Consider the following 25,716-nt stretch of genomic DNA (forward strand, 5'->3'; position numbering starts at 1 on the left):
GTCGACTGGTTTGACTGTTTTGTCGGAATTGCCAAGGTGTGGTCCTTAGACGATGGATTTGCTAAATCACGCCGCCGTTGACGTAGATGACCTGGCCGTTGACCCAACGAGCTGGGCCGGCGAGAAACGCGACAGCCTCCGCGATGTCCACCGGTGTGCCGAGGCGTTCCAGGGGAGCCAGCTTGGACAGGTTCTCCACTGTAGCTTCGTCTTTCCCGTCCAGGAACAGATCGGTGGCCGTGGGGCCTGGGGCTACGGCGTTGACCGTGATATCGCGTCCCCGTAGCTCTTTCGCGAGAACCAGAGTGATCGCGTCGACAGCACCTTTGGTGGCGGCGTACGCGGCATAAGTCGGAAACGCCAGCTTCTTCACGGAGGTGGAGAAATTGATGATCGCACCACCGGTCCGGACACGTCTGGCTGCCTGCTGGTCGACCACGAAGGTCCCTCGGACGTTGGTCCGATGCATCCGATCGAAATCGTCGAAGTTCAGTTCTGCGACGGTGGAGAGAATCATGATTCCGGCTGCATGGACGACGACGTCGATGCCCCCGAACTCCTCCTCGACCGTATCGAACAGGGCCGCGACTTCACCTTCGTCGGCGACGTCGGCATGCACCGCGATGGCCCGACCGCCCGCTGCGACGATGGTGTCAACTGTTTCCTGGGCGCGTTGAAGGTTTCCTGAATAGTGCACGGCGACAGCCATTCCGTCGGCGGCGAGCTTCTCGGCAGTCGCTCGCCCGATGCCGCCGGAAGCTCCGGTGACGATGGCGACGCGGATGGTGGTGTCAGTCATGATGTAACTCCTGAACTGGTTTCGGGTGCATCGGACAGCTTGCGTAGCCACTCGCGTAGGAGGCCGACTTCGTTGGTGGAGAGGGAAGTTGAATCTACGGCGGCGAGTTGGGCATCGAGAGTGGATGCAACTCTGTTGAGGGAGGCGTCCGGGTGGGCGTCGGATTCGTCGATGATGGACGCGAAGATTCCGTCGCGAACTCGCTGTGACAGCGTCGGATCGGGGTACTGTTCCGGCCTTACGACGAGCATCAGAGCGACGCCCGCATTGGCGGACATCACCATCTGCGTAGCCACGTCGACCGACACGGTCAGAACGCCTGCCGCAGCGCATCGTTCGAGAACGGATCGAAGTAGCGCCTGGGCTTGCAAGGCGGTGTCGGCACTCTGGGCGGAAGGTGAGTGCATCAGTCGGTAATGAGCGGGATGTGCGAGCGCGAAGGCGGTATGCGCATCCCAGCCGGCCCGTAGATCGGCAACTGGGTCATCGGAAGGTGTCGCAGCGCGTTTGCCTTCGAGGTATTCGAAGAAACCTGCCTCGACGACGGCTGCGAGCAGTCCGTCCTTGTCGCCGAACTGACGGTAGAGCGCGGGGGCGCCGACGCCGGCCATCTCGCACACGGCGCGGGTGGAGATGTCACCGTTGGGGGAGGTGTTGAGCAACTCGGTTGCTGCTGCCAGAATCTTTGCTCTCGAACTCATGAAAACAACGCTAACATAAATGTGTAATCGTTGCTATCGCCGGTTTGGTCGTGCGAACGAACTACAGACACAGGCACCAGAACTTGATCAGATGAGTGAGCCGGTCCGGCCACGGTTCTGTGTGGAGTGACGGCTAGAGCCGTTCTGTTGTCACACTCTGAACGAAGGAATCCTGGTGATCGACTCGGAAACTACTGTTGCGCCGAATAATTCGCATTCCGGTTATCTGGGGTGGATTCTGCGGGTCGTCAGTGTCGTGGCGTGTGTTGCGGTTGCAACGGTCGTTGCCTCGCTGACGCTCGGGCCGCCATTCGCACGGGCCTGGGCACAGTGGGTTGCTCGTCATCTAGGTGGGGACTTCGAGACGGGAGTCGTTGTCGGATTTGTGACTGGGCTTTTAGGCATTGCTGTGACTTTGTTCGCAGCGCTGATGAGTTCGTTGGCGTGGCGGCGCCGAGGTGGCCCGGCATTTTCGCTTGGTATCGGTGCTATTGCCTTGCTTGCCGTTCTTCCTGGCGCAGTGAATTTGAGTATCGCGGTCGGTGCAGCAGGATCCGGGGTAAGGGCGGCGGGGAGGATCCTCGACGTCGACGGGCCGGCGTTTCGTGGAGCCTGGGTAGCCGGATCAGTGGCGGGACTGTCGCTGTATATGGTCGGGGCGCTGCTGTTAGGGAGGAGCCTTCGTTCGGCATTCGGGCCTGTCAGGCAGGTGGTGTCGCCGCCGCCAGGGGTGGTCGGCGGTACGAATGCCTTGGCCATCGTCGCACTGGTACTTGGAATCTTCGGTGGGGTTCTTGCTATTCCCGTGGGCCATGTGTCGCTGAACCAGATTCGCCGTTCCGGCGAAAGCGGGCGCGGATTGGCAGTGGCCGGCCTCGTTCTCGGCTATCTGTCGCTGGTCGTCATCGTAGGTGTCGTACTAGTGGCTGTGCCCGCGGCCTTTCGATAATTTGGGTCGCGCGTCAGAGTTGGGTGGGCTGGAGTGGCTCGATGTCGTAGGCGCGGGGTCCGAACAGGCTCGCCGTCCGGGTGCGAATGGACGGAAGTGCTTCGTAGAGGCTCCCGCCGAGGCGGTGGAGGGAGTTGAACGATCGCGATTCCCAAACCGGAAACTCTCCGTCGGTGTCGCGTGATGCTGTGTCCCACAGGAGGGCGTCACCGTTTTCGCTCCATCCGAAAACCTGCAGCGAGTCGGGGAGTGACCAATCGCCGTCGGGTTCGATCATCCAATCGAACTCGTCATCCTGTCCTTCTGTGTAGACCGAATGAAGATGAGCGGTGAGGTTGCGGGCGCGCCCTTGCCAGCCGTCGGCAAATCCGGGAAGGACGGGCGGATAGATGAGCCAGAGTCCGAAGGTCCGCGCCCACCCTGCGTGCCGGATGAATGCGCGATATGAATCGGGGAAGCCCTGCCGGTCGGGAAATCGAAAAGAATCCAAAAAGGTGAAATCTATGTGTTGAAGCGTCGGTTGGCCTTTTACCGTCAGCGCGTTGGGTCCCGTGGCAAACACGTCATCAACACTAGCAATGCGAGTCCGTGGGGGATCTCGGGCGGGAGGTCTTGGCTGGTTGTTCCCCGAGTTCGTCGGATCAAATACCTTCAATGACCCGCAAGATTCACCACCAATCGAATCACCAACTCGCCGTCCACCTCTCGGGTCCGTTTCTCGCAGATCACGTTCATCAATGCGGTGCCCTCATCGATGCCGAGTTGGTGTGTGAGTAGCGTGTCGATCGTGTCGTCGGCGCTCGTCAATGCAGCTGCAGCGGAGGCGAGTTGGTGGTTCGTGACTCCTCTGTTGCCCGTCAAGGCAACGCGCAGAGAGCCCCTGGTGAACGTCGTGATCGCGGGTGGTGTCGGTCCACCCGTGTTGGCTTGTCGCACCCCGGCGATGTCCACCCCGGGTAACAAATCGGACGTGGCCTTGGCCGGCACTCCACCAAGCGGATGCACGGAGACAACTCGATCGCCGAGGCGTTCCAGAGCGGTGTCGATCGACGCTACTGTGCCGGCGCGGTGAGTCGCGACCAGCACGGCGACCGAGCCTGTGGTTTCGCGTACCCAGTTCTCGGTAGCGAGCGAGTTGACCACGGATGGAAAGTGATTTGTCGTCCACTCCATGCCGAGTTCGGTGCGGTGGACCATTACTACTCGGACGGTTGGGAAGAGAACGGAGGGTGCGAGGGCCGCAGCCAGATTTCCGATGAGACCGTCGCCGAAAATGAGCAGCGTCCCCGGTGACTCACGGGAGAGGCAGGAGAGCGCGTACCTGACGACGGCGTACGGTTCGACGAGAGTAGCGCGTGCGCTGGAAAGTTCCAGTGGCAACGGCGTGACCAACCCTCCACTCACCGCGGGCACGCCGATGATGACGCGTTGTTGAAACAACCCCTCGACGTTGTGGCCGAGAAGAAACGATGAATCATGCGGATGCGTCGGGTTGACCACGACTCGATCACCTACCTCGAAGCCGGTGACGCCGTCGCCCACTTCGACGACGCGGGTAGCGCCTTCGTGGCCGACGATGGGCGAGGGGTCGTCCCTGTCTCCGCGCACAATCTGAATGTCAGTCCCGCACAGGCTGACTTTCTCGGGGGCGACGAGAAGTTCGCCGGGTCCGGGAGTTGGAGTCGGCCGCTTTTCGACGCTCGACCGACTGCCCCTTCTCACGATTGCGCGATGGGTGAGTTGCGTTGTCATGAATCCTCTTTCACAGCTTGCTTACGCGGAGGCGACCGGCGGCAATATCGTCGGCACCGGACAGGGTGTCGATGTCGTGAGGACGGCACAGGTATATCGTCTTACGGATTCTCTCGGGAGTCAGTGACGTGTCCGCGTACGATCGCACCGAGGCGAGTTGGGAACAAAGTTCCCTCTCATACATCTCGGACAGACCTTCGGCGAGCCCGCCACCGATCCCGATGCGATCCAGTCGTGGATCGAGGGCGATCATCGTTCTGACCAGCTCGGCGATCGGCTCGACGACCACGCTCAACAGAAGTGATGCACCAGGGGCGCCTGACTCGAGTGCTGGACCGAACGAATCTCTGTCATAGGGCAATTCGAGAGCCGAGGCGACAGCAGCCAACGCCGAGCCGGACGAGATCGCCGCGACATGTCCGATGCCTCCACATGCGCAGGGCAACTGTCGCACTGTATCCGGCCCCGACGTCACTGCACGAAGGTGGCCGACCTCACCTTGCAACCCCAATGCGTCCACTGGAATCACTCCCTCTCTTGCATCAGCTATCCGCAGTGCGATCCCGCTGCTGATGGTGAGGTAGGCGATGCGCCGATCGGTGGGACGTGTAAACCCACGAGCGAATGACGCCAACCCTGCCGTCACGTCGTTCACGAGTGTCCATCGAACGTCCGGGCGGTGGGATTCGAGGAGGCGCAGCAACGGAATCTCACCGGCAGGAGTGCCGCCCCACAATGGGCCGGATCCATGGGCGACGCCCTTCTGTTCGTCGAGCGCGGCCCCGCACGCCATGTTCACTGCGGCACCCGGCGGTAGATATCGATCCAGTGTCTCGATCAGCTCGCGCAGGAGTTGATCGGGAGTGGCAGACGGTTGTCGGAGCACGCTGGGCGATGGCAGCCGTTCGGTTCGCTCACCGCTGCGGATGCGTAGCCACGTACCTCCCAGATCGACCGATACGGTATCCGTCATAGTTCCGGTACCACGTCGATTACGAGCTCCGATCTCTCTCGGGAGAGTCGTAGTGAAGTAAAATTATTCACTCTCAAAAGGTTTCGTCCGGGCTCGGCTCCGATTGCAACGCATGATGCGCCGGAATCGGCCGCAGCAGCCATGCCGGCCGAGGAGTCTTCGAATACGGTGCAGGAGTCGGCGGAAACCTTCAAGCGCGCCGCCGCTGCAAGAAAGCCCTCGGGATCTGGCTTGCCGGCGCGCACGTCCTCAGCGCATACCGACGCGTGTGGAAGCGGGAGGCCCGCTTCAGTGAGCCTTCGCACCATCATCGATCGAGGGGCCGACGTGACAATCGCCCATTGCTCCCGGGGCACAGACGCCAGAAAGTCCTTGGCGCCGGCGATGGCGCGAACTGGATGCGAGTTCTGCTCTTCGCTTTGCCTGATCCAGTTCAGTTCGGATTCGACGTTTGCTCGATTACCGAGAACCCGAACGATGATGTCGGAAGCGATGCGGCCTGGAAGTGCCTGCGCTACCACCGCCCGATCAACGCCGTGCCGGTCCGCGAATTCGAACCAGACAGCCTCGATCGACGCCTGCGAATCGACGAGGGTTCCGTCCATGTCGAACAGCAGTGCCGAGGTCGAAATGGATTGTCGAATCAAGCTGGGCCGCAGAGTCATAAGACGGCCACCCGACTCATTCCCAAACTTTCGCCGGCAATGCGAATCAGATCGAGATCGTGGTCGGTTGAGCGGCGCAGTCGCTGGTCGCCAGGATCGGTATCGAGCACAATCGTCTGTGCACCGATCTCAGACAGAAAATCGATGTCGGCACGTATCTGGTTGATGGTTCCGTACCCGAGTGGACGGTTTGGTGATTCGACAGATCTTTCGGTGGGGAGAAAGTAGATGCGGGGGACGAACTCACGCCCGGGGGCGAGTGAAGCGACTCCAGCGATGCATAGGCCCCGGGTAGGGTGCAATGGGTGCCATGCAGTGCCTAATCTGTTGGTTCGGTCGATCGCAGCGGGTCCGTTGCCGCCGATCCACAACGGAGGGTGTGGTTGCTGCAGCGGTAGAGGTCCGTTGTGCACGCGATGTGTTCCGGCCGAGCCCGGTGCGTCGTATGTCTCCGACGTCCACGCTGCGATCAGGGTTTCGAGAGTGGTATCCGTCAGTCGGCCTCGACGTGTGAACGGAACGCCGAGGACGTCGAAAGCCTGTGCAGTCCAGCCGACCCCGATGCCCACGATCAACCGTCCGCCGCTGAGTCGATCAATCGTCGCGGTCGCGTGGGCGAGGTGGGCCGGGTGTCGGTGACTGCCGATCAGCACGCCGCTGCCCAGGCGAATCGACTCGGTACCCGCTGCGAGCCAGGACAGCGTGGCCAGGCACTCGTAAAACGGAGCGGGAGAGCGGCGATTCGCGTCGTCGGTCAACACCACGTGATCCGAGAGTAGGACATTGTCGAATCCGGCAGCTTCCGCTGTCCGGGCCCACGCGAGAATCCCCTCGGGGTCGATCTGCGGCCCGAAGTTGGGGAGATTGATTCCGTACTTCACAGCGAACTCGGAATCAGTCGCGCGGCGCCCCCGTGGCGGAACGTCAGGAAGTTTCCCCCGTTGGCGGTCAAAGGGCGAGGGGCCTCCTGCCGGCCGATGTGGTGCTCGAACAACTCGATGTTCAAGTCGCCGACGGATACCATCGCCATCCGGGACGTTCCTTCGACGTCGAGATCGAACTGTGCCGTCATGAACCCGCGATCCGCTGCGATGTCGGTGCGGAGCACCTCGGTTCCCGAATGGGCGGTCACCAGACGCGCTATCGCGGCGTCGAGGTCCGGGACGCTGTAGCCCGTGTGATCCAAACCGCGGCAGGTCGGGAGAAGGGCTGACGCGATGTCCTCTCGTCTGTGGTGGAGTCGGGCCTGGGTCTCGTGGAAGTATCCCGGCTCCTCGGGCCACTGCTGAAGTTCGAAGAGATCGCCCCACGGCGACCGGAAGTAAACCCACTTGTTGCCCGCAATCGGACCCTCGGGTACCTCGATCACGTCGCCGAGGACTGTCACGTCGCTTCGCGAATCAAGGTAGCTCACAGCGAGTTCGATATCGCCGACAGTGAAGCAGAGATGGTTGGTACCGATGTCGACCAACCGCGGTGGGGGTTGATGGGGCCAATCCGCTGATACGAAATCCACGACCCCCGACAATCCGATCGGTACGGAGACACGTCCGGGGTATCTTACGACGCGGTTCGCACCCAGGAGTGAAGCGAAGAAGTTGGCGGCGGCGTCCGCATCGGGAACGGTGACACCGACTGTGGACAAGGCATCTTCGACATTCGCGGTCACGGTCATGGGATCAGCAGTACCTTTCCTCGGGTTCCGCCCGCGGCCAGCAGAGCGTGGGCTTGGGGTGCTTCGTCGAACCGGAATGTTCGGGCGACAGGGACGGTGACCGAACCGGTCGATACCAGTTCGGCGAATGATTCGAGGCCCGAGCCGTCCTCGTCGACATAGCTTTTCGCCGGTGTGATTCCACGTTGCGGTGCGGGTTGCTCGTTGTCGTCGATGGAGATGAAGGCGCCGTCGTCTCGCACACTGTCGACGGATTCGGCAATACCCGCCGTGTCGACGATGGCGTCGTACTCCTTCTGCGGCAGGTCGACGGGACTCGCTATGACCCGGCTGAGGCTGAGGGCCAAGAGTTCGTCAGTGTCGCTCTCGCGAGCGAGGGCTTCGACGCGGTGTCCCCGCGAGATCAGCAGCGCCGACGCTATTCGGCCCACCGCGCCGGCAGCACCGGTCACCAACACCGTGGATTCTGGTGCAAGGTCGAGTTTCTCGAGGCATTGCACAGCGGTGAGCGCTGCGAGTGGGATCGCAGCAGCGTGCTCGAGGGTGACGTTCGACGGAGCGGGTGCGAACAAGGACTGGTCGGCGGTGACGCGTTCGGCATAGGTTCCGTAGCGGTGTGCCGGTTGCGCGATCATTCCGATGACGCGGTCTCCTGGCGTGAAGCGTGTTACCGCGGATCCGACTGCGATAACAGTTCCGGAGACGTCCCATCCCAATACGGCTGGGAAGTGCAACTCGATGGGCAAGAACCCCGAACGGGTCTTCAGATCGACAGGGTTGACGGCAGCGGCTGCAACGGAAACAGTGACGTCTCCGGGGCCGGATGTCGGCTCGTCAACCTCGGTGAGAGTGAGAACGCTTGGGTCGCCGATGGCTTCGATTGCGATGGCTTTCATGCGATTCCTTTCATGAGACCTTGCGTTGGAGAATGATCGACGGCGTAGCGGGCATTCGCTTCGGCTGCAGTCAGAACCAGTCCGCCGTCGACGGTAACGGTGGTCCCCGTGAGATAGCTCGAACCGGACCCGGCGAGGAACGCCGCGGCTGCTGCGACCTCGTGCACACCGGCCGGACGCCCCAACGGGATAGCGGGGCGATCGATGTCCGCATACGAGGATTCGTCATCGATGCCGTTCATCGCGGTGGCGGTTTCTCCCGGTGCGACGGAATTGACGCGCACTCCGTGGGGCGCGAATTCGAGGGCGAGGACACGACTCGACGCCGCCAATGCGGCCTTGCTGGCGCAGTAGATTGCACCGCCGGTGATGGGGACCGTGTCATGGATCGATGTGATGTTGACGATCGATCCTGCGATACCTCGCGCGATCATCCGGCGCCCCACCGACGAGGCCAACGCAAGTGGGGTGATCGAATTGACGGCCATGACCTCGCGCATTCGATCGATGGCGAGTGCATCTGCGGGTGATCGATCGTTGATTCCGGCATTGTTTACCAGGCAGTGGATCTCACCCAGTTCATCTGTGCATCTCAGAACGGCGTCGACTGTCGATTCGGCATTGCGCAGGTCCAGTTGCAGGGGAACGACGTCGATGCGGAACTGCGCATTTAGTTCGCTCACCAACCGTGCGATGCGATCGAGACCATTGCCGTATCCGAGGACGAGGTTGTGACCCTCTTTCGCAAGCGCGAGCGCGATTGCCCGGCCGATACCACTACTCGCTCCGGTTATCACTGTGTATTCGAGCTCACTCAACAGAGATCACCACCTTCGGCCGTGTCCTGTGGCCTTCGAGACGATCGAATGCGGACTGTGCGTCGGTCAGAGGAACCACACTGTCGATCAATGCGGTCAATGCCGGGCGAATCAGCGGGAACAGTTCCGCGGCTCGGCGGTAGTGATCTACCCCGTGACGTACTCCGATGATCGAAATGCCGGCCAGCGCAACCGCTCCGGGATCGATCGATTCCGTGTGCGCCGCGACGCCTACGAGGATGCACTTGCCTCCCGGACGGAGAACGCGTACGGCGGTACCCAGCGCACCGGCGCCGCCAGACGCCTCCACGACCACGTCGTACTGCCCGGTCAGGTGTGTGGCATCGGTGAAACTGTGTGTGACGGTGCCGGAGTCGAGGTGTTCGATCGACCGGGGTTCGAGAACGTCGACGGTGATCGGGTATCGACTCAGCATGGCGATGGACAAGCTGCCGATCGTGCCCGCGCCGACGACGAGAACCCGATCACCCGGCGACACCGAAGCAGCGTCGAGCGCCTCGAGCACCGTCACGAGCGGCTCGATGAGAACGTGCTCCGGTTCGACTGTGACGCGACCGAGTGAAACGACCGTGCGCCGCGGCATGCGGAGGAATTCGGCTGCGGCACCAGGATGTTCGTATAGCCCGACCTCACGCAGATCGGAGCATTGGTTGCGTCGTCCGGCCCCGCAGGCCGAACACGCCTGGCAGAAAATCATCGTGCTCCCGGTGACTACGTCACCCGCCGACAGATCGTGAATATTCGGGCCGGTCTGCTCTACGGTGCCCACCCATTCGTGCCCGAAGTGATGCGGAAACGACGTAAGGCCATCAGTGAGGTATGACGACGTGCCGTGCAACAACTCCAGATCCGTACCGCACAGACCGACATAGGCAACCTTGACGACGACATCGTCAGGCCCGCAGTTGGGACGGTCGATCGTCACGATCGACACGGAACGGGGAGCGTCGATCATCGCAGCTCTCATGGCTTTCACGTCACGCTCCGAGCAGTGCGCCGACTGACGAACAGCAGCAGTACTGCGCCCGCCGCGAGGACTGCCCCGATAGCAGGCAGGACTGCAACGCTGTTGCCGCCGGACAGAGCGATCGAGCCGATCCACGCGCCGGCAGCATTCGCAAGTTGGAATCCTGCAATGTTGACCGTGGCAGCAAGGTGCGGGGCTTCGCTTGCAGCACCGATGAGTTTCGAGGCGAGCGGCGGAATAATGGAAAAACCGGTAGCACCGAGTACGAACATCCAGGCGAAGGCAAACCAAGACGTTCCGCCGAAGACGAAGAGAGCGAGAAGTGCCAACGCGAGCGCGGTCAACGCGATGTACAGCGTTTTGTCCAGGTCCTTGTCTGCGTAGTAACCACCGAGTTGATTGCCGACAACAGACCCGACGCCGAATACGAACAACACCACCGTCACCGTCGACACCGAGATGCCGGCATGCTCGGTGAGATACGGCGAGATGTAGGTGAACACCACGAAAAGCGCTGCCTGACTGAGAGCGGTCAGCCCGATCGCCCACAGAACTGGGCCCCGGGTGAACACCCGTAGCTCTGAGCTGACGTTGCCGGTCTGGTGCGAGGGAGCGGCGTTGCGCGTCGAGGCGATCAGCGCAGCGGTGACCAGCAGTTGGAAAACGGCGATGATCGCAAAAGACCAGCGCCAACCCAGTTGTGTACCGATGAGAGTTCCCAAGGGGACGCCGAGGACCGTCGCCAGGTTCAGTCCGAGGGTGACGCGGGCGATCACACGCCCTTGGAATTCAGGCGCCACCAACGACGTCGCCAGCACCAGGCACAGAGCGAAGAACGTCGCGTGTGGCAGAGCAGTGATGATCCGAAATATCACCATGGTTGCGAAGTTCGGTGCCAGCGCAGTTCCGATGTTGCCGATGACGAAGAGAGCCATCAGAGCCGCGATGAGAGGTGTCCGCGGCACCCTGGTGGTAGCGATCGTCAGTAGAGGGCCACCGATGACCACTGTGACGGCATAGATGGTGACGAGCAGTCCGGCTGTGGAGGTGCTGACCCCGAGGTCGGTGGAGATGTCCGGAAGTACGCCGGCCACAAGGTATTCGACAGTGCCGACGCCGAACACTGCCAGGAGCATCCAGATTATTGCGGCATTCGCGTTGGTAGAGCGAGCCGTTGTCGTCAATTCGTGCGGAGTTTCGACCACCATGGCCTATCCCTTCTCGTATCCGGTGTATTCGACGACTGCGCATCCCCATGTGAACCCGACGCCGATGCCGGTGAGCATGATCCGGTCTCCGGGGTGCAGGGCCTTGCTGCGGCGGAGCAGGTCGAGGCCCAGTAGTGGGTCGGCAGCACCGGTGTGGCCGATGGTTCTGCCGAGTTCGACCAAGGTCTGCTCGGCGCGGATCTTCAGCGGCTCGAAACATTGTTTGCGGAGTAGGACGTTGCCGAAATTCGGTACGATCCAGGTGGCGATGTCACCGTGATGAGTGGCGGCATCACCCAAAGCTGTTTCAGCGCATCGAGACAGAGCGGCCGCGTTGCGTGACCAGAACTCGTCGATGGAGTGAGTCTCGGTGAAGCCCCCCACCCGTGCTCGGAGATCGATCGGGTCGGCGGTGCCGTAGACAGGCATGCTTGTGCGCTCGTGCCCGCGGTGCATCTGCTCGAGGTGTGCATCAGTGACTACGGAAGTCGAAAGAATACGAAAGGGACCCGGATCCGGGCCGATGACAGCAGCGGCCGCGCCGTCTCCGTAGGCGAGACCGCTGTCGGAATTCCACCGGTCGAACAGGGGGAGACGCCAAGCGTCGGATGCAGTTACCAGGCCTTTGCCGTGTCCGTCGAACCAGCGGCCGATCAGTTCGATTCCGACGATTGCTCCGGCGCAGGCTGTTCGGATCTCGATCGGCAGGCAGTCGTCGATGCCAAGTTCGTTCTGAATGTAGGCGCCGCAGTTCCACGCCTCCAGGCCGTTGTGCAGAACCACTGCATGCACGAGTAGGTCGATTTCGTTGCTGCTGATTCCGCTGTCGGCCAACGCAGCTCTGCCTGCGAAGACTGCCATCTCCGGCGCGGATTCGCCGATATCAGGGTCCGACACTGCAACCGAAGTCTGTCCGGTCTTCTGCTGTTCGACGGGATCGAACCGTCCTTCGGTCACCATGTCGGAGGCTTGTTCCCGCCTGTCCGGTAGGTATGAGCCGAAGCCTTCGATGTAGAGGCCGCCCCACCTCATGACGCGACCTTCGTCACCGACGTCTCACGGACGCGTAGCTCGTCGCTCTTCCTGTTCAAAAGGGCGGAGGCAGAGTTGATTCCGTCGATCGTGACATCATTGACGAAGTGGTGTCCACCGATCCCGACCGGCAAAGGCAGCCGTTGCCGCCCGTCCCGATGACGCACTGTGTCGGCCAATGCGGCGCCGAGGACGCCCGGTGTGGACAAGACGTCGTTCCAGGTGGGAAGGCCGAGGCGCCTCATTACAGTCAGGACGCGATCAAGTTCAGCTTCACTGATACTTCCCCGCAAATAACCCAGTGCAGACGTCAATGCCATATCGACAGCTACGGCTTCACCGTGCAGAAGTTCCGGTAGTGCTTCCATCTCGAGCGTGGGCGAGAATGTGTGGCCGTAGTCGACGCAGCGTTCGAGGCAGGATTCCCACAGATTGGGCTGCAGTTCCTCGAGCATCAGGTGGATCGACTCGGCGATGACTTGTGTTGCTGCTGTGTCGAGTTCGTCGGAAGAGCCCTGAAACCTGTCATCGATCAATCGTTCCCCGAAGATTTCCAGCAGTTCGAAGAGGTCGAGGGATTTGATCAAGGCCATCTTGAGTATCTCGGCAAGGCCGTTGGACAAGTGTCGGTTGTCGAGGGTACGCAGGAATGCTCGGTCGACAAAAGTTGCCAGGGCCGGTGCATACGTCCCCAGTCGATTCTTGCCAATGCCGTAGTTGACTCCGGTCTTGACGCCGACCCCGGCGTCGACGAGGCCGATCAGTGTGGTGGGGACCCGGATGTACGGCGTTCCGCGGCGGTAGACGCTCGCGGCGAAACCGACAATGTCGAGTAGAACACCCCCGCCGATCGCGATTACCGGCTCCCTGCGTCGGTCGATGCCGAATCCGTTCATCGCGTCGACCACCCGCACCGCAGAACCCCACTCTTTGACCGTCTCGTCGGCTCGCATCGGTACGAAGGATGCTCGTATTCCGTGGTGTTCGAAGTAGCCTCGAATTCTATCCCCGTGAATTCGGTCGACGTTCGCGTCGATGATGATCAAGCGTCGGTCTCCGCGGTGTAGCGACGCTGCGCTGCACCCGTCGAGTAGTCGAGTGCTGTCCTTGGCGAACAGATTTCGTGCGGCAATCACGTGATACTCGACCTGTTTGACCGCTTCGACCTTCCATGTCGAATCGGTGGCCGCGCTGTGGCTGAGGCCCAGTTTGAATGAAGCGGCACTACGCATGTCGATCCCCCTAGACGGTGTGAAAGAGCGTTCGCGAGCTGTGTCAGCAGTACGGCGGTACTTCAGTGAACGAAATGAACTTTCGAGGAGAACAGTAGGACATTCGCATAGTGATCGCTACAAGAGTAGAATAGATCACATTTGGATCGGTAGATGCTGCGGAATTGGGAGGTTGCATGGCCGGGGTGCCGGGACAAGGGCGGAAGTTCGACGTAGACGCGGCCTTGGACAAGGCGATGTATGCCTTCTGGGAGCACGGCTACGAGGGGACATCCGTTGCCATGTTGACTGCTGCGATGCAGATAAATCCACCGAGTCTCTACAGTGCTTTCGGCGGCAAGGAAGGAGTGTTCTTTGCCGCCGTCGATCACTACAACGCGACTCGCGGCGACTTCATGGACCGGGCGTTCGCCGAAGAGCGCGAGGCATCCGAATTGATTCGCCGCCTCTTGAACGACGCGGCGTCCCATTACACCGACGAGTCTTGTCCGGGTGGTTGTCTGATCATCAGCGCGGCGGTCAGCGTGACCGACGCCAACAGTCACATAGCAAACCGATTGCGCGACATGCGAAATGCCAACGTGGTGTTGCTGTCGCAGAGGATCGCAGCCGATATCGCCAACGGACTCATGCCCGCTGACTCCGATCCCGAGGACCTTGCCGAGTTCATCGGTGTAGTCATCCAAGGCATGTCTCAGCGCGCCCGAGACGGTGCAACACAGAGGCAATTGGAACTCGTAGCGAACAGGTCTTTCGACTCGCTGAACTTCTCGAAAGACCTCATCGGCTGAACAGATTTCAGTTGACGGTCGGGGGTCGAGCTGGATTGGGCGATGGAGAGCATCGAGGTCGGTCCTAGTGACCTTCTATCCCAATGTAATTCGTCACTGACCGTGATGGCTGTCGGTTCGTTGAAGGAAGGGGCGAGGCCAGGCTCCGAGTGCGAGCACGGCGAGGATCGTCTGGGCCAGTCCGGTGGTGAAGAAGATGCCTTGCAGCGGCGACCAGGCGAGAACGATGGCGATCTCGACGAAGATCCAGATAAGCATGGTCAGCCCGGCGGCGGCGTGCAGGCCCCATGCCAGGCGGAACCTGTTGTGCTGAGCGAAGAGTGCGACGGCTTGGATGCCTCCGACGACGACGCCGAGGAGGATTCCGGGCCAGAAGTATGAAGGGAAGACGGTTCCCTCGATCCACTCCGGAGGCAGGCCCATCCCGCCGCCGATCGTCAGGCCCGCCATTCCTACGAGCGCAGAGAGCAGGTTGAGCCACGCGATGGCGGACAGACCGATCCGGAGACCCCGTGGAGGGAGCGATGTGGACGTCATGCCTGACAACGATAGAGAGGGTCAGTCGAGCCCGTCCATGTTCCTGCGCGTTGCCGCGCTGGCAGCGTCGGCATCACCCGCGACGATTGCTTCCACCAGATCTCGGTGGGCAGCGGCTTCGTCGTCGATGGATTGGGGGTTTCGCGCCGCGACGTCGGTGATCACGTCCAGGGCCGAGTTGCGGAGCGTTTCGATGAATGAATCGAACACCATCGACAACACGCTGTTGTGCGCAGCATTCACCACGGCGCGATGTAGTTCCATGTCAGCGTCGACAAATTCTGTTGGTGTCGAAGCATTTTCACGGGCTGCGAGTGCTGCCCGTAACAGGTCGACGTCGGCAGAGGTCCGACGCATGGCGGCCAGGCGGCCCGCTTCCACTTCCAGGAGTCTGCGTACTTCGTAGACTTCGCGGCGGTCCGAGCGTTTGAGTTCTCGCTCGAGTTCTGTGACCGGAGTCGAGGACATGACGTAGGTGCCGGATCCTTGATGAGAGTAGAGCTGTCCCGACGCGATCAGTGCACGCACGGCTTCCCTGCCGGTCGAACGCCCGACTCCGAGGAGCGTGCTCAGATCCTGCTCGTTCGGGATTTTCGTCCCGACCGGCCACTCGCCGTCGCCGATGAGGCGCGCAAGTTCGTCTGCGGCTTTCTGTACCAGTGACTGCTGCTTGACCTGGCGCACTGCCATGTGTCTGCTCCTGACTGACTCGGTGAACCGCCGTGGAGCGGCCCACCGAGTGACACTTCATGTCCTCCGATGAATCTTCAGACTACGGGGCTGTCTTCGGGTTATCGAAGGGCGATGACGTCCAGTTCGCGCTCCGTCTCGTCCTCCGGGTCGAGGCGTCGATCGCGCAAGGTGAATGCGATGACGGCTCCGACCAACAGCACTGCAGTTGTCGCCCCGATCGCCATGCGCGGTCCGAAGTGATCTGCCAGGTAACCGAACAGCGGAGAGGCGATGCCTCCCACTGACATTGCGAGTCCGAGGGTCACCCCACTTGCCGTGCCTGGGCGGTTCGGTAGGTAGTCCTGCGCCAATGTCACCTGTGGCGCGAAGGGCAAGAACATCGCGAATCCGAGACAGACGATTCCAAGTTCGGCAATTGCCACGTTCGGAGCCGCGGCGAGCAATGCCAGTGAAGGTACCGCAAGCAGGTAACCGAGTCGGATGGATGCACGTCGACCACGACGGTCCGCGAGGACTCCGCCCAGTAGCGTGCCGGCCGCTCCCGCCAAGGTGAAGGAGGACAACACGATTGCTGCACTCGAGGACGATCCGTTCAGTCCGTTGAGTACGTACGGTGAGACCAACGACAGCGTGGTCACATATGGAATTGACCAACACACCGTTACCAGCACGAGTCGGGTGAACGAGCGCCAATCATCTGACACGGGACCGTTCGCTGCTAGCTGCGAACTCAACGACTGGGCTGATTCGGCGTCCGTGCCCGTGCCGGCCGATCGTGATTGGGCGACGATCCACCAAATAGCCGCTACCACTGCAGGAACTGCGAGCAGGTAGCCGCCGGACAATCCGAGCGAACCGACCACGAGCGTGACGAACGGTGGCGCCAGTGAGGCTCCCAACGTGCCGCCCACGGAGAACACGCTCATGGCCTTCTGCGAGTGACCTCCAGCTGCGCGTGCCAAATTTGTGGCGGGCGGATGGTATGCGGCAATGCCGATGCCGGCCAAAGCAATTGCCAGCCAAGTAACGATGTAGGTGGTGCTCATCGCGGCCACGACAATTCCCGTTGCGGCCGTCACAAAACCTGTGGGTACCAGCCAATTCCGGCTCTTTCGATCGACCAGCATGCCGAATGCGGGTTGCACGACACTGGATAGTCCGGTCGCGGCGAGCGTGATTCCGGCAACCGCGGAGTAGGAATATCCGCGTTCCAGCATCATGAACGGCAACAGTGCAGGCACAGCCCCCTGGTACAGATCGTTCACGACGTGTGTGCCGGTGAGAAACGCAACTTGCCCCTTCTTCATCTCCTTGGGCATCCCTTCGTTGAGGTCTTCAAGTCCTCAGGTCCTCTGAGGACTTGAAACCTACATGAACCCACGGACGCACGGTTGTGTTGGAGACCTGGATCTCATTCGCGACGACTGCCTAGCTCGCAGCAGTCGCGGCATTGCGGGCGGCGAGTTGTGCGAAAGCGTGGGTCAGTTCTGCCGGGCCGACGACATCGATGTCGGTGTCGAATCGGTTGAAGGAGGCTGCCAGCGCCGTCCAGGACCATGATCCGGCTTCGAGGCTGCACTGGTCGGGGCCAAGATCTTCGACGGCGCCGTCCTCGACAAAGGGAAGAACATAACTGGCTGGTCGATGGAGAACGACCTTGCCGTGGCACGGCCATTTGTTGATATGTTCCGATCCCTTGAAGCGCGCGGCCACGTATTCGCTCACGTCACCGCCGGGGATCCCCTTCGGTGTGAACCGCCGGCCGTTCGGGGTGCGTGGAGTGATGCGATCGGCGCGGAAGATTCGCCAGTCGTCTCGCTCGAGATCCCACGCGACGAGGTACCAGCGACGCTTGGAGGTCACCAGATGATGTGGCTCCACGCGGCGTGGGGGTGTTATTTCGATGTTGTCAGTTGAGCGGCCGTTCGAGTAGTCGAAGCGGAGCACCTCGCGAGCGCGCACCGCTGCGGAAATCGCTACGAGCACCTCAGGGGACACCGAGTCTGCGTCGCTGGAATCGGTCGAAATCGTGGTGAACGTGAGTGCGTCGAGGCGATGGCGCAGACGCGACGGCATCACTTGCCGCAAGGTGGTCAGCGCACGCACTGCGTCCTCTTCGATGCCGACGCCGGTCAGCGTCGCCGCCTGCAGAGCGACTGCCAAGGCGATGACCTGATCGTCGTCGAACAGCAGGGGTGGTAGCTCGCTGCCGGCGTCGAGTCGGTATCCGCCGTCCGGGCCCATGGTCGCCGCAATGCTGTAACCCATCTCCCGGAGCCGGTCGATGTCGCGGCGGACCGTGCGGTGGCTGATGTCGAGCCGCTCGGCGAGTAGAGCGCCCGGCCAGTCGCGCCTCGTCTGCAAGAGGGACAGCAGATTCAAGAGCCGAGTGGTGGTCGCCATGTCGTGAGACTACGACGAGTCTAGGACGAAAACAGTCCTATACGGCTGTGAGAGTCGACGTTGTCAGGGAAAACCCGGGCGACGTTCGTACTAGGAGCAGACATGAGCATCAAGACAACGACCCACCTCAACTTCCGCGGCGACGCCCGCGCGGCTCTGGAGTTCTACCAGTCCGTCTTCGGTGGCCAGGTCACGATCGCAACCTACGGCGACTTCGGAATGCCCAAGGATGTGCCTGGCGCTGAGAACATTGTGTTCGGCCAAGTCGAAACCGCGGACGGCTTCAGCGTGATGGCGTACGACATCCCAGGACAGTCGGGCGGTTCGACCGCCAATGCCGGCACGACGCACCGTGAGAACGGCACCACGATCACCGACCAACCGTTCTTCGTCTCGGTTCGCGGTGAATCGCTCGAAGAGGTGCAGGGTTACTGGGCCAAACTCTCTGTCGGTGGATCCATCATCGAGGGTCTTGCCGCGGCGGCGTGGAGCCCCGGATTCGGCATGCTCACCGATGCGTTCGGGGTGACGTGGATCCTCGACGTCGCTGCCGGCGAAAACCCGGCCTGATCATTCAGACGACAAAGCCGCTGGCACCGAAAGGTGTCCAGCGGCTCCAGCGCGTCGGTGCCCGTCTTGCGCCTCTCGGCAAGTGGCCACTCGAAGTGGCAATTCTGGGGTGGTACCCGGGGCAAAGAACCGAACACCGACACCATCTCCAACGAACCTCCACACGGAGTTATTCCATGCTGACTTGTGCCGCGGTCAATCGTGGTCCTGCTCATCCCTCAGCTCCAGCAGAGCTGGCGACAACGGCTTCGATTCTCTGAGGTGCGCGTCGTAGAACCTCGAGGACTGCCTAAGTGTCGAGATTCCCTGGTCAGTAGGCGAAGCACGAGAACGGCTCAGGCCCCCATCTCGGTGTGAGATGGGGGCCTGAGATGAGGATCTGAATCAGCCGGTGACACCGGTCAATTCGTTGGGGGCGTGATCGAGGGTGGTCTCGGTCAGGATGCTGCCGTCCTCGAGGTCGACGGCGATCAGCTTCTTCGACGTGGGATCGGTGACGTACGCGGTGTGGTCTTCCACGAAGAGTGCCGGCCTGGGCTCTTGCCACTTGGTGGGCTCGGTCCATGCGTCGATGACGGCGATCTTCTTGGTGACGACGCCGGTGTTCGGGTCGATGACGTGGATGGCGCCGTCGGTGCCGAGCACCAGTGCCTCTCCGTGCGGTCCGCGGCCGAGTGAGCGGAAGGTGTAGCTGGTGCCGAGGTCGACGAGCTTGAGTTCGGACGTCGTCGTGTTGGTCAGCGAGACCCGTTGCGGACGTTCGAGTTCGGCGTCCTTGTCAGTCTTGTAATCACCCAGGACGATGTCCGACTCCTCCGAGCCTGCTTGATTTCCGATGCGGCCGTATGCATCCGGACTCTGGACCTTGGTGATCGCTCCGTTCTTGTACACGAGCAACCCGTCCTGGCAGCCCAGCACGATGGCTTCGCCGGCAGCGACTGCTTCGCCGTGGACACCGGGGCACTGTTCGTTGCGCAGGATTTCCTTGCGGTCGGCATCGAGGATGGCAATGCCGTTGCGGGACTCCGAATTTCCGATGGTCGTCAACAGGCTGCCGTCGGCAAGTGCGACCGCAACGCCGTGATGGGGTTCTGGCGTGGTGTACGTCTCGACGCGAGGTTGGCGCTTTGCCAGTTGCGCCGGATCGAAGATCTCGACGAGTCCCGAGCCGTCGTTGAAGAGAACGGTTTTTCCGGCATGGCGTACAACGTGTCCGGGTTCGTTGGCTGCGAACTCGACCTCGGACATCGCGGGATCGGCTGTGTAGTAGTGGGAATGGTCGCCGTGGGCCGAGGACCACGTGCCGGTGTCGAGCACCTTGAACGCCTCACCCGAGGAGATCATGACGTGGCGACCGTCGCCGGCCGGGTTGAGTCGCGTGAAGCCGTCGATCTTGGTCTCGCCGACCACGTCGAGCGACGTTGCATCCAGCACCAGGACGCCACCGTCGTAGGAGACTGCGAGACGCGGTGTTGCCGAGGCTTGTTCGGTGGGTGCGGACGCGGTTGTCGTGGTGGTCTCCGGCGGGGCCGAGTCCTTGTTGTCGGACGAGCAGCCCGTAACGAGGGCGAGTGAGAGGCCAACTGATGTGGCAAGGGTGAGGCGCCGCGACATGCGGGTGTTGAGGTGCATGGGTATAGATCTACTGCTTAATGTAAATGATTGTCAAAGTCGAGTATGCGAATGTTCGCATGTCGGGCGTGGGCACCGCGCTCGAGCATTCGCGAGCCGATGACCCCGAACACGAGTTCCCAGAAAGGGCGTTCCGATATTGAGCGGTTGAGAACATGCCTGCGATTCTTTTGCCGCGTACGGAATCAGCCGCGTCGAACGCCTCGACATTGGATCATGGCCGTCGGCGTCAGTCATGACCCAGGATTCCAGGGCTGGCAGCAGGCCTGGGCATAGTGTGTATTTCCGCCCAGGTCGGCCGGTGTTCGAGTATGTGGGTCCTGATGTCTGACTGATACCGAGGACACCGAATTCGGTGTTGATCAGGAATCCGGAACGCTCAGTATCAATCCGAAGGTCTCCGTCAGTGAGTGCATGGTCGAAGGGCATTCCATGCGCCACAGCGTTGTTGGCTGCCGCGCACGCGTAGTAGCCGAAGGGTTGCGCCCGAAGGATGACGCGTACGCGACGTAGCGACGGCTTCAAGGACCATGTCTTTGGCCCACTGATCCAACTCGAGCAAATTGGCGCCGACGGCGCTTCCGCTTTTAGTTCCAGTGCAGGTTGGGCGGCGTGGTTTTCATGCTCCGGTGGGCCCGTGCCTCGCGACGGGGAAGCCGGTTTGGTGGCTTGAATTTGAGGTTCGTCTACTGCTCTCGGGCCGTCGCTCGTTCCGAGTTCAGGTGAGGTGGCGGCTGGGAGGCGTCAGCGTGGCTTCGACGCCCCATCAGGTAAAAGGCGATAGTGGCCGGCGTGATGGTTGCGAGCGCAACGTAGGACATGGCACTGACTGGAGACGGTGCGGGGAAGAAGATTCCGTTGAGATAGATCCATGAGGTTGCGACGGCACCGGCGATCAGTGCTGCGATTGTCACGGCGGTGGCTGCGCGCTCGCGGAAGAGGAGCATCACGGCGCCGATGCTGATGACGACGTATGGGCTCACCCAGAAATAGACGACCAGAGTTGACACTGCGTTATAGATGGAAGGAAGTGGGCCCGTGGCGCCGATCACCAAAGTGCAAATGCCGAAGAGGCCACCGAGAATGATCAGCAGGATTGCGGAAACAGGACTGTGGAATCGGGAGTGTATGCGTGTGAACCTTTGTGGTAGAAGCTTTTCGGCTGACAGGGTGGCGACGAAGCGGGATCCGTAGTTGACGAATCCGATCAGTGCGGCGAAGGTCGCTACGGCGACAACGAGGTCCGTCATTTGTCCCATTGCGGTCGGTAAGCCCGCATTCTCGGCCAGGGCGGCGGGGGATGATGTGCCGGAAAGGATTTGGTCGGACGTCTCCGTGATTCCTGGTGCCTGTAGGAAGGTTGCGATCACGTACAAGGTTCCAAGCACGATGGGGACACTCATCACGGCGGCCGGCACATTCTTCTTCGGGTCGCGGGTCTCGGCGGCCAGGGCCGCGCTCCCCTCGAAACCGACCAGGAACGCAGTTCCGGATGCGATGCCGGCCACGATCCCGCTGACGGACGCGCCCTGAAGAGTCAGTTGTTCCTGCAGATGTAGACCAGTGTGAATCGCACTCGCCCCGGTAATGGCCAGCAACAGTGGAAGACAAATCGCAGTGAGTAGGACCGCGATTACGATCGAAACATCTAGGCCGCGACAGGTGATCGCCGCGACAATTGCTGCGGAGGCGAGGTAGATCGCGATTTGTGCAGGGCGATCGAGGCCGCCGTTGATGCCGATAGATTGCAGGAAGCTACCGCTGTACGCGCCGATGACCAGCAAAATGCTTGCGACCATCGCCAGATACCCGAGGAACAACGAGGCTGCGATCAGTGACTGTGCCCATCGCCCGAATACTTCGCCGGCGTAGGAGTAGAGCGATCCGGAGGCGACATACCGGCTAGCGAAGACGGTTACTGCTCTGCCGACGCAGATGACTGTCAGCGCTGCGAGCAGAGCAGCGACCCAACCACCGAGTCCTGCGTTGAGTACCAGCAGCATTGGAAACGACGCCATGCCGACGGCAGGGATCATTGACGAGATGGCCAGCGAGGTCAGTTGAAGGCGGCTGAGATGGCCGGATTCAAGGTTGATGGACTCCGTATCAGTCTGTGCTACAGCATTATTCGACGAGTGATTCATGTGTGCGTCCTTGAATTTGTGCACTGTCGAGTGCGGGCAGGGGCTATATGCCGGGATCGGCCGCGATCGCGCGTGTGAGGATCGGGATAGCCCTCAGGAGATGGTGATGTCAGTCACATGACTGAGTCGATCGACTGAGATTAGCTTCGCCCTTGCTGTTCGTCAATGAGTTCCGGGAAATTCCTTGAATGCAGCTGCGGGATTCGGATGATGACGGGCACGACTGCGGCCCGGCGCTGTCGATTGCAACGCCGGGCGGGAAACGGGAAAACTCTAGTGGGGCGGGTGGATCGAATCGATGATGCCGACGATTGCGGACGAGATGGCGTCGAGTTCGGGTGCGCTCACTCCGGTCGCGCCGGTTGCGAGATTTTGCATGTAGATTCCGTCGATTGCGCCGATCGTGTAGCGGGCGAGCAGTGTGGCGTCGCTGCCGGCGATGTCGGTTGCGTGCCGAAGCTCATCGGCGAAGGCGGATATGTACGTCGTGTAGCTGGCTCTGGCGAGTTCGGCCTTGTCCGGATTGCGCAGCGCCCACAGCAGCAGCTCGTATTGGGCGATCGGGACGTCCCGATCGGCGTGGAGAAGATCTTGGAAGCGTTCGAGCAATGAACGGATGATCTCTTGACGTGTCCAGCCAGTTGTCGGTACCAGGCGTGATCCCACTGTGGTGGCACGAAACATGTCGTCCACGGCGGTATAGATCTCTCCTTTGCCGTCGAAACTGTAGTGCAACGCAGCGAGGTTGACTCCGGCTTCGTCGGCGATGCGGCGGGTGGTCGCCGCGGCCAGTCCGTCGCGAATGATGACTCGGGCGGCGGCCTTGACGATCGCAGTCCGCCGCTCGGATGCTGTCAGATACGCCATTCGCTTTACCGTTCACCTTCTCGTTGCCGTGGGACTCCAGGGGTCGAGCGTATCGATGTCACTCAGCGTGCGTGACACCCTGGTCGTTCCTTATATCTGCCCGGTGCGTTCCGGGTGCGTCGTTGCCGCTCTTCGGGATCTCTTGCAGTTTGCCTATTGACGCTAGCTCCGATCCGCCATAATCTCAGTCACATGAGTTAGTCATGTGACTGACTTCATTGCTCGACTATAGCGCTTGGCAGATCACACCAGGGCGAGAGCTGCGACATCGCACAAAACCGCGTCTCTCTGACGCGCAACCAAATCGCTTGCCCCATGCCCCGAAACTGGAGGGACCACCCCATGACCGACATCCGAGAGCGGGTGGATACAGATCCACCGCGACCCGATGAATCCCACACCCGGTGTGCGCCCGACGTCGCCGTCACGATGGAGTTCGACCCACCCCCGTTGGTACGAGCTGTCGTGACCCGCCTGCGCGTTGCTCTCGATTCCGACTCAGGCAGGAAAGCTCTCGAGGCAATGCCCCCCGAGGTCGACCTGCAGTCGACCAGTGATCCGCAAAGCGCGCGATTGACTCGAACAGCAACCGGCGTGCACGTCAGTAGCCCCGAGGGGTCGACAGTTCCTGTTGTCGGAATCAGCGTCGACGAACTGGCGATATCCGAGGACGAGCCACTGGCGGGCACTGCGAATGTTGCCGCGTTAACCCCTCTTATCGAACCAGAGCCACCGACGCTGGACATCGCAGCGTGTGAATTCTGGGAGAAAGCTTCGGGCCTGCCTGGAATGCCCGGATTGTCATTGGCTGCTCTCGACACGGACGCAGCCGTGCACGTGGGGCCGACAACGGATGTGTATGAAATTCACGGGCTCGAGATGGATCTACGTCGACTGCTAGCGGGTTTCGAGTTGTTCGTCTATTCCCTGCGCGCAGGGAAGTTCTACATCAAAGGCACGAACCGACAATTGTCGGTCGTCGCGGGAGCATCAATGAAGGCGGTCCTCCATGTCTGACACGACGAACCTCGGTGAATGGATCGGCAACAATTCCGTTCGCACGATTCGCGCACAAACCGTGACGTTGGATGGTGCCTTGGTCGGAAAACATCTGTCACCCAAAAAGTTTGAGTCCGGAGCGCAATCGGGCTGGGGATTCGCTGATATCGCCCTCGCAGTCGATCTCGGGAACACCGCTCAGCTCGGATTCGATTTCGGTGATTGGCGCGGTGAGATGCACGACGTCTTCCTTCGTCCCGACCTTACGACTCTGTCAACCGACGCATCACTACCAGGTCTCGCCACGGTGATGTGTGATCTGGTCGATCAACACGGGGCACCGCTTCCGGTGTGTTCGCGATCCACGCTCGCACGTGTGGTCAAAGAGCTTGCCGAGCTTGGATTTACAGGTAAGGCGGCCGTGGAGATCGAGGCCACGGTGTTCGAAGAGTCGATCGAGCAGGCCCGCGAACAGCGTTTCACGAACCTGCATCCACTCGGCGGTACCCAGGGCGCGATCTACCTGTTGAGCAGATCACGGGACTACACGACGCTCATGGACGCAATAGCTGACCGCATCGAACGGGCCGGAATCCCTTGGGAAGGCTGGGCAGACGAGTCCGCGCACGGCCAAATCGAAGTAAATCTCCCACCGACCGACATTCTCACCGCAGCGGACTGGTACGTACGAACGAAGCAGATCATGCGGGAAGTCGCCTACGAGCACGGTCGCACCATCACCTTCATGGCTCGGTGGTCGCCGGACCAGTTCGGGCAGGGCGCTCACATCAACCTTTCGCTTCAACAGGACGGACGGAACGCCTTCTTCGATGAAGTTGAGCCCTCGCGCCCGTCGGAGACGATGCGGAACTTCATCGGTGGCGTCCTCGACACAATGGCGGCGGCCAGTTCTTTCCAGTATCCGACCGTGAACTCATACCGCAGAATCGCAGAATTCGACGGACCTCCCACCACCGTCACGTGGGGTGTTGACAACAAGAGTGCGGCCGTTCGAGCCGTCTGCACGACCGAGAAGCTCTCTCGTGTCGAGTATCGCGTCCCGTCGGCGGACGTGAACATCTATCTGTCGATGGCATCGTTCCTTGCCGGCGGTCTGATCGGTCTGCGCGATCACAGCGATCCTGGCCTCGAATGCACCGTCATGGCCTGGGGATTGCCGCCGGGAACCCCGAAGTTGCCAGCCAGCCTCTCTCGAGCGATCGCGGAATTGAGTGGCGATGTAAACCTGACGGAGGTTTTGGGGCGAGAGCTGGTGGAGTACTGGATCGGCACGCGCCGGTGGGAATGGTTGCAGTTCTTCACCACTGGGGGAGACCCGGCCGCAGGAGTCTCCGACTGGGAGCTCGAACGCTACTTCGAGCACGTCTGACA

The 25,716-nt window shown here is 61.2% G+C and carries 26 protein-coding genes; 5 read left to right on the forward strand and 21 right to left on the reverse strand.

The features are described from left to right. Window positions 1-61 precede the first annotated feature (61 nt). Together QMA15_RS17680 and QMA15_RS17685 are read right to left on the reverse strand one after the other, a co-directional pair. On the reverse strand, window positions 62-799 hold the full coding sequence (locus QMA15_RS17680) for an SDR family oxidoreductase (RefSeq protein ID WP_019745665.1): 738 nt from the start codon (window positions 797-799) through the stop codon (window positions 62-64). After that, window positions 796-1,500 (reverse strand): TetR/AcrR family transcriptional regulator, encoded by a 705-nt coding sequence (locus QMA15_RS17685; protein ID WP_019745664.1) that lies wholly within the window; start codon window positions 1,498-1,500, stop codon window positions 796-798. The genes QMA15_RS17680 and QMA15_RS17685 overlap by 4 nt, the downstream gene beginning before the upstream one ends. Window positions 1,501-1,675: 175 nt before the next feature. Here QMA15_RS17685 and QMA15_RS17690 point away from each other — a divergent pair, with 175 nt between their 5' ends. Further along, window positions 1,676-2,449 (forward strand): DUF4190 domain-containing protein, encoded by a 774-nt coding sequence (locus tag QMA15_RS17690; RefSeq protein ID WP_019745663.1) that lies wholly within the window; start codon window positions 1,676-1,678, stop codon window positions 2,447-2,449. A gap of 13 nt (window positions 2,450-2,462) precedes the next feature. Here the strand turns inward: QMA15_RS17690 and QMA15_RS17695 are convergent, their stop codons facing one another. From QMA15_RS17695 to QMA15_RS17750, 12 genes are all read right to left on the reverse strand, one after another. Beyond that, window positions 2,463-2,939, reverse strand: coding sequence for a hypothetical protein (locus tag QMA15_RS17695; RefSeq protein ID WP_024487502.1), 477 nt, complete (start codon window positions 2,937-2,939; stop codon window positions 2,463-2,465). A 161-nt stretch (window positions 2,940-3,100) separates the two neighbouring features. Further along, entirely contained in the window at window positions 3,101-4,201 is a 1,101-nt protein-coding gene (locus tag QMA15_RS17700) for an alcohol dehydrogenase catalytic domain-containing protein (RefSeq protein WP_279163491.1), read from the reverse strand. Between the two features lie 10 nt (window positions 4,202-4,211). Beyond that, window positions 4,212-5,174: an ROK family protein gene (locus QMA15_RS17705; RefSeq protein WP_019745660.1), complete on the reverse strand. Its 963-nt coding sequence runs from the start codon at window positions 5,172-5,174 to the stop codon at window positions 4,212-4,214. After that, the gene (locus tag QMA15_RS17710) at window positions 5,171-5,839 is read right to left on the reverse strand and encodes an HAD-IA family hydrolase (protein ID WP_019745659.1); all 669 of its coding nucleotides are present in this window, start codon (window positions 5,837-5,839) and stop codon (window positions 5,171-5,173) included. Before QMA15_RS17710 ends, QMA15_RS17705 begins: the two co-directional genes overlap by 4 nt. Next, complete coding sequence (locus tag QMA15_RS17715; protein ID WP_019745658.1) at window positions 5,836-6,720, reverse strand: TIGR03619 family F420-dependent LLM class oxidoreductase; 885 nt, start codon at window positions 6,718-6,720, stop codon at window positions 5,836-5,838. The genes QMA15_RS17710 and QMA15_RS17715 overlap by 4 nt, the downstream gene beginning before the upstream one ends. After that, entirely contained in the window at window positions 6,717-7,514 is a 798-nt protein-coding gene (locus QMA15_RS17720; RefSeq protein ID WP_019745657.1) for a VOC family protein, read from the reverse strand. The genes QMA15_RS17715 and QMA15_RS17720 overlap by 4 nt, the downstream gene beginning before the upstream one ends. Beyond that, window positions 7,511-8,410 (reverse strand): NADP-dependent oxidoreductase, encoded by a 900-nt coding sequence (locus QMA15_RS17725; protein WP_019745656.1) that lies wholly within the window; start codon window positions 8,408-8,410, stop codon window positions 7,511-7,513. The genes QMA15_RS17720 and QMA15_RS17725 overlap by 4 nt, the downstream gene beginning before the upstream one ends. Continuing rightward, window positions 8,407-9,228 (reverse strand): SDR family oxidoreductase, encoded by an 822-nt coding sequence (locus QMA15_RS17730; protein ID WP_019745655.1) that lies wholly within the window; start codon window positions 9,226-9,228, stop codon window positions 8,407-8,409. The genes QMA15_RS17725 and QMA15_RS17730 overlap by 4 nt, the downstream gene beginning before the upstream one ends. Then, the gene (locus QMA15_RS17735) at window positions 9,221-10,216 is read right to left on the reverse strand and encodes an alcohol dehydrogenase catalytic domain-containing protein (RefSeq protein WP_029537130.1); all 996 of its coding nucleotides are present in this window, start codon (window positions 10,214-10,216) and stop codon (window positions 9,221-9,223) included. Before QMA15_RS17735 ends, QMA15_RS17730 begins: the two co-directional genes overlap by 8 nt. Window positions 10,217-10,221: 5 nt before the next feature. After that, window positions 10,222-11,424, reverse strand: a complete 1,203-nt coding sequence (locus QMA15_RS17740; RefSeq protein ID WP_020971053.1) for an MFS transporter — start codon at window positions 11,422-11,424, stop codon at window positions 10,222-10,224. 3 nt (window positions 11,425-11,427) lie between these two features. Then, window positions 11,428-12,456, reverse strand: a complete 1,029-nt coding sequence (locus tag QMA15_RS17745; RefSeq protein ID WP_020971052.1) for a ketoacyl-ACP synthase III family protein — start codon at window positions 12,454-12,456, stop codon at window positions 11,428-11,430. Continuing rightward, window positions 12,453-13,688, reverse strand: coding sequence for a sedoheptulose 7-phosphate cyclase (locus tag QMA15_RS17750; protein WP_279163493.1), 1,236 nt, complete (start codon window positions 13,686-13,688; stop codon window positions 12,453-12,455). The genes QMA15_RS17745 and QMA15_RS17750 overlap by 4 nt, the downstream gene beginning before the upstream one ends. A gap of 176 nt (window positions 13,689-13,864) precedes the next feature. On the opposite strand from QMA15_RS17750, the gene QMA15_RS17755 reads away from it, so the two are divergent. Then, complete coding sequence (locus tag QMA15_RS17755) at window positions 13,865-14,479, forward strand: TetR/AcrR family transcriptional regulator (protein WP_020909395.1); 615 nt, start codon at window positions 13,865-13,867, stop codon at window positions 14,477-14,479. A 93-nt stretch (window positions 14,480-14,572) separates the two neighbouring features. Here the strand turns inward: QMA15_RS17755 and QMA15_RS17760 are convergent, their stop codons facing one another. The 4 genes from QMA15_RS17760 to QMA15_RS17775 form a co-directional block, all read right to left on the reverse strand. Beyond that, window positions 14,573-15,016 carry a hypothetical protein gene (locus QMA15_RS17760; protein WP_256922173.1) on the reverse strand — a complete coding sequence of 148 codons (444 nt, stop codon included), beginning with the start codon at window positions 15,014-15,016 and terminating at the stop codon, window positions 14,573-14,575. Between the two features lie 21 nt (window positions 15,017-15,037). After that, complete coding sequence (locus tag QMA15_RS17765) at window positions 15,038-15,706, reverse strand: FCD domain-containing protein (protein WP_084325439.1); 669 nt, start codon at window positions 15,704-15,706, stop codon at window positions 15,038-15,040. Between the two features lie 101 nt (window positions 15,707-15,807). Continuing rightward, a complete protein-coding gene (locus tag QMA15_RS17770; protein WP_020971048.1) occupies window positions 15,808-17,016 on the reverse strand; it encodes an MFS transporter in 1,209 nt (402 codons plus the stop codon). A gap of 121 nt (window positions 17,017-17,137) precedes the next feature. Then, entirely contained in the window at window positions 17,138-18,112 is a 975-nt protein-coding gene (locus tag QMA15_RS17775; protein ID WP_279163494.1) for a WYL domain-containing protein, read from the reverse strand. A gap of 102 nt (window positions 18,113-18,214) precedes the next feature. On the opposite strand from QMA15_RS17775, the gene QMA15_RS17780 reads away from it, so the two are divergent. Continuing rightward, window positions 18,215-18,682, forward strand: coding sequence for a VOC family protein (locus QMA15_RS17780; protein ID WP_019745645.1), 468 nt, complete (start codon window positions 18,215-18,217; stop codon window positions 18,680-18,682). A 384-nt stretch (window positions 18,683-19,066) separates the two neighbouring features. Here the strand turns inward: QMA15_RS17780 and aztD are convergent, their stop codons facing one another. From aztD to QMA15_RS17795, 3 genes are all read right to left on the reverse strand, one after another. Next, complete coding sequence (gene aztD, locus QMA15_RS17785) at window positions 19,067-20,314, reverse strand: zinc metallochaperone AztD (RefSeq protein WP_069145466.1); 1,248 nt, start codon at window positions 20,312-20,314, stop codon at window positions 19,067-19,069. Window positions 20,315-21,000: 686 nt separating this feature from the next. Next, complete coding sequence (locus QMA15_RS17790) at window positions 21,001-22,458, reverse strand: APC family permease (protein WP_037136700.1); 1,458 nt, start codon at window positions 22,456-22,458, stop codon at window positions 21,001-21,003. A 273-nt stretch (window positions 22,459-22,731) separates the two neighbouring features. Continuing rightward, entirely contained in the window at window positions 22,732-23,325 is a 594-nt protein-coding gene (locus QMA15_RS17795) for a TetR family transcriptional regulator (RefSeq protein ID WP_019745642.1), read from the reverse strand. 342 nt (window positions 23,326-23,667) lie between these two features. Between QMA15_RS17795 and QMA15_RS17800 the strand changes: the two genes are divergently transcribed. Both QMA15_RS17800 and QMA15_RS17805 read left to right on the forward strand, forming a co-directional pair. After that, window positions 23,668-24,342 carry a hypothetical protein gene (locus QMA15_RS17800; RefSeq protein ID WP_290285601.1) on the forward strand — a complete coding sequence of 225 codons (675 nt, stop codon included), beginning with the start codon at window positions 23,668-23,670 and terminating at the stop codon, window positions 24,340-24,342. Further along, the gene (locus QMA15_RS17805) at window positions 24,335-25,714 is read left to right on the forward strand and encodes a glutamine synthetase family protein (protein ID WP_019745640.1); all 1,380 of its coding nucleotides are present in this window, start codon (window positions 24,335-24,337) and stop codon (window positions 25,712-25,714) included. Before QMA15_RS17800 ends, QMA15_RS17805 begins: the two co-directional genes overlap by 8 nt. Window positions 25,715-25,716: the final 2 nt, after the last annotated feature.

The sequence above is a fragment of the Rhodococcus sp. APC 3903 genome, assembly GCF_030407755.1.
Taxonomy (GTDB): Bacteria; Actinomycetota; Actinomycetes; order Mycobacteriales; family Mycobacteriaceae; genus Rhodococcus_F; species Rhodococcus_F erythropolis.

Excerpts from the sequence above, each read along its gene's own strand:
- QMA15_RS17770 (WP_020971048.1), bottom strand. The coding sequence starts at position 17,016 with ATGAAGAAGGGGCAAGTTGCGTTTCTCACCGGCACACACGTCGTGAAC.
- QMA15_RS17780 (WP_019745645.1), top strand. The coding sequence starts at position 18,215 with ATGAGCATCAAGACAACGACCCACCTCAACTTCCGCGGCGACGCCCGC.
- QMA15_RS17700 (WP_279163491.1), bottom strand. The coding sequence starts at position 4,201 with ATGACAACGCAACTCACCCATCGCGCAATCGTGAGAAGGGGCAGTCGG.
- QMA15_RS17795 (WP_019745642.1), bottom strand. The coding sequence starts at position 23,325 with ATGGCGTATCTGACAGCATCCGAGCGGCGGACTGCGATCGTCAAGGCC.
- QMA15_RS17745 (WP_020971052.1), bottom strand. The coding sequence starts at position 12,456 with ATGAGGTGGGGCGGCCTCTACATCGAAGGCTTCGGCTCATACCTACCG.
- QMA15_RS17720 (WP_019745657.1), bottom strand. The coding sequence starts at position 7,514 with ATGACCGTGACCGCGAATGTCGAAGATGCCTTGTCCACAGTCGGTGTC.
- QMA15_RS17790 (WP_037136700.1), bottom strand. The coding sequence starts at position 22,458 with ATGAATCACTCGTCGAATAATGCTGTAGCACAGACTGATACGGAGTCC.
- QMA15_RS17805 (WP_019745640.1), top strand. The coding sequence starts at position 24,335 with ATGTCTGACACGACGAACCTCGGTGAATGGATCGGCAACAATTCCGTT.
- QMA15_RS17765 (WP_084325439.1), bottom strand. The coding sequence starts at position 15,706 with ATGGCAGTGCGCCAGGTCAAGCAGCAGTCACTGGTACAGAAAGCCGCA.
- QMA15_RS17680 (WP_019745665.1), bottom strand. The coding sequence starts at position 799 with ATGACTGACACCACCATCCGCGTCGCCATCGTCACCGGAGCTTCCGGC.
- QMA15_RS17800 (WP_290285601.1), top strand. The coding sequence starts at position 23,668 with ATGACCGACATCCGAGAGCGGGTGGATACAGATCCACCGCGACCCGAT.
- QMA15_RS17775 (WP_279163494.1), bottom strand. The coding sequence starts at position 18,112 with ATGGCGACCACCACTCGGCTCTTGAATCTGCTGTCCCTCTTGCAGACG.
- aztD (WP_069145466.1), bottom strand. The coding sequence starts at position 20,314 with ATGCACCTCAACACCCGCATGTCGCGGCGCCTCACCCTTGCCACATCA.
- QMA15_RS17750 (WP_279163493.1), bottom strand. The coding sequence starts at position 13,688 with ATGCGTAGTGCCGCTTCATTCAAACTGGGCCTCAGCCACAGCGCGGCC.
- QMA15_RS17760 (WP_256922173.1), bottom strand. The coding sequence starts at position 15,016 with ATGACGTCCACATCGCTCCCTCCACGGGGTCTCCGGATCGGTCTGTCC.
- QMA15_RS17735 (WP_029537130.1), bottom strand. The coding sequence starts at position 10,216 with ATGAGAGCTGCGATGATCGACGCTCCCCGTTCCGTGTCGATCGTGACG.
- QMA15_RS17755 (WP_020909395.1), top strand. The coding sequence starts at position 13,865 with ATGGCCGGGGTGCCGGGACAAGGGCGGAAGTTCGACGTAGACGCGGCC.
- QMA15_RS17705 (WP_019745660.1), bottom strand. The coding sequence starts at position 5,174 with ATGACGGATACCGTATCGGTCGATCTGGGAGGTACGTGGCTACGCATC.
- QMA15_RS17725 (WP_019745656.1), bottom strand. The coding sequence starts at position 8,410 with ATGAAAGCCATCGCAATCGAAGCCATCGGCGACCCAAGCGTTCTCACT.
- QMA15_RS17710 (WP_019745659.1), bottom strand. The coding sequence starts at position 5,839 with ATGACTCTGCGGCCCAGCTTGATTCGACAATCCATTTCGACCTCGGCA.
- QMA15_RS17740 (WP_020971053.1), bottom strand. The coding sequence starts at position 11,424 with ATGGTGGTCGAAACTCCGCACGAATTGACGACAACGGCTCGCTCTACC.
- QMA15_RS17685 (WP_019745664.1), bottom strand. The coding sequence starts at position 1,500 with ATGAGTTCGAGAGCAAAGATTCTGGCAGCAGCAACCGAGTTGCTCAAC.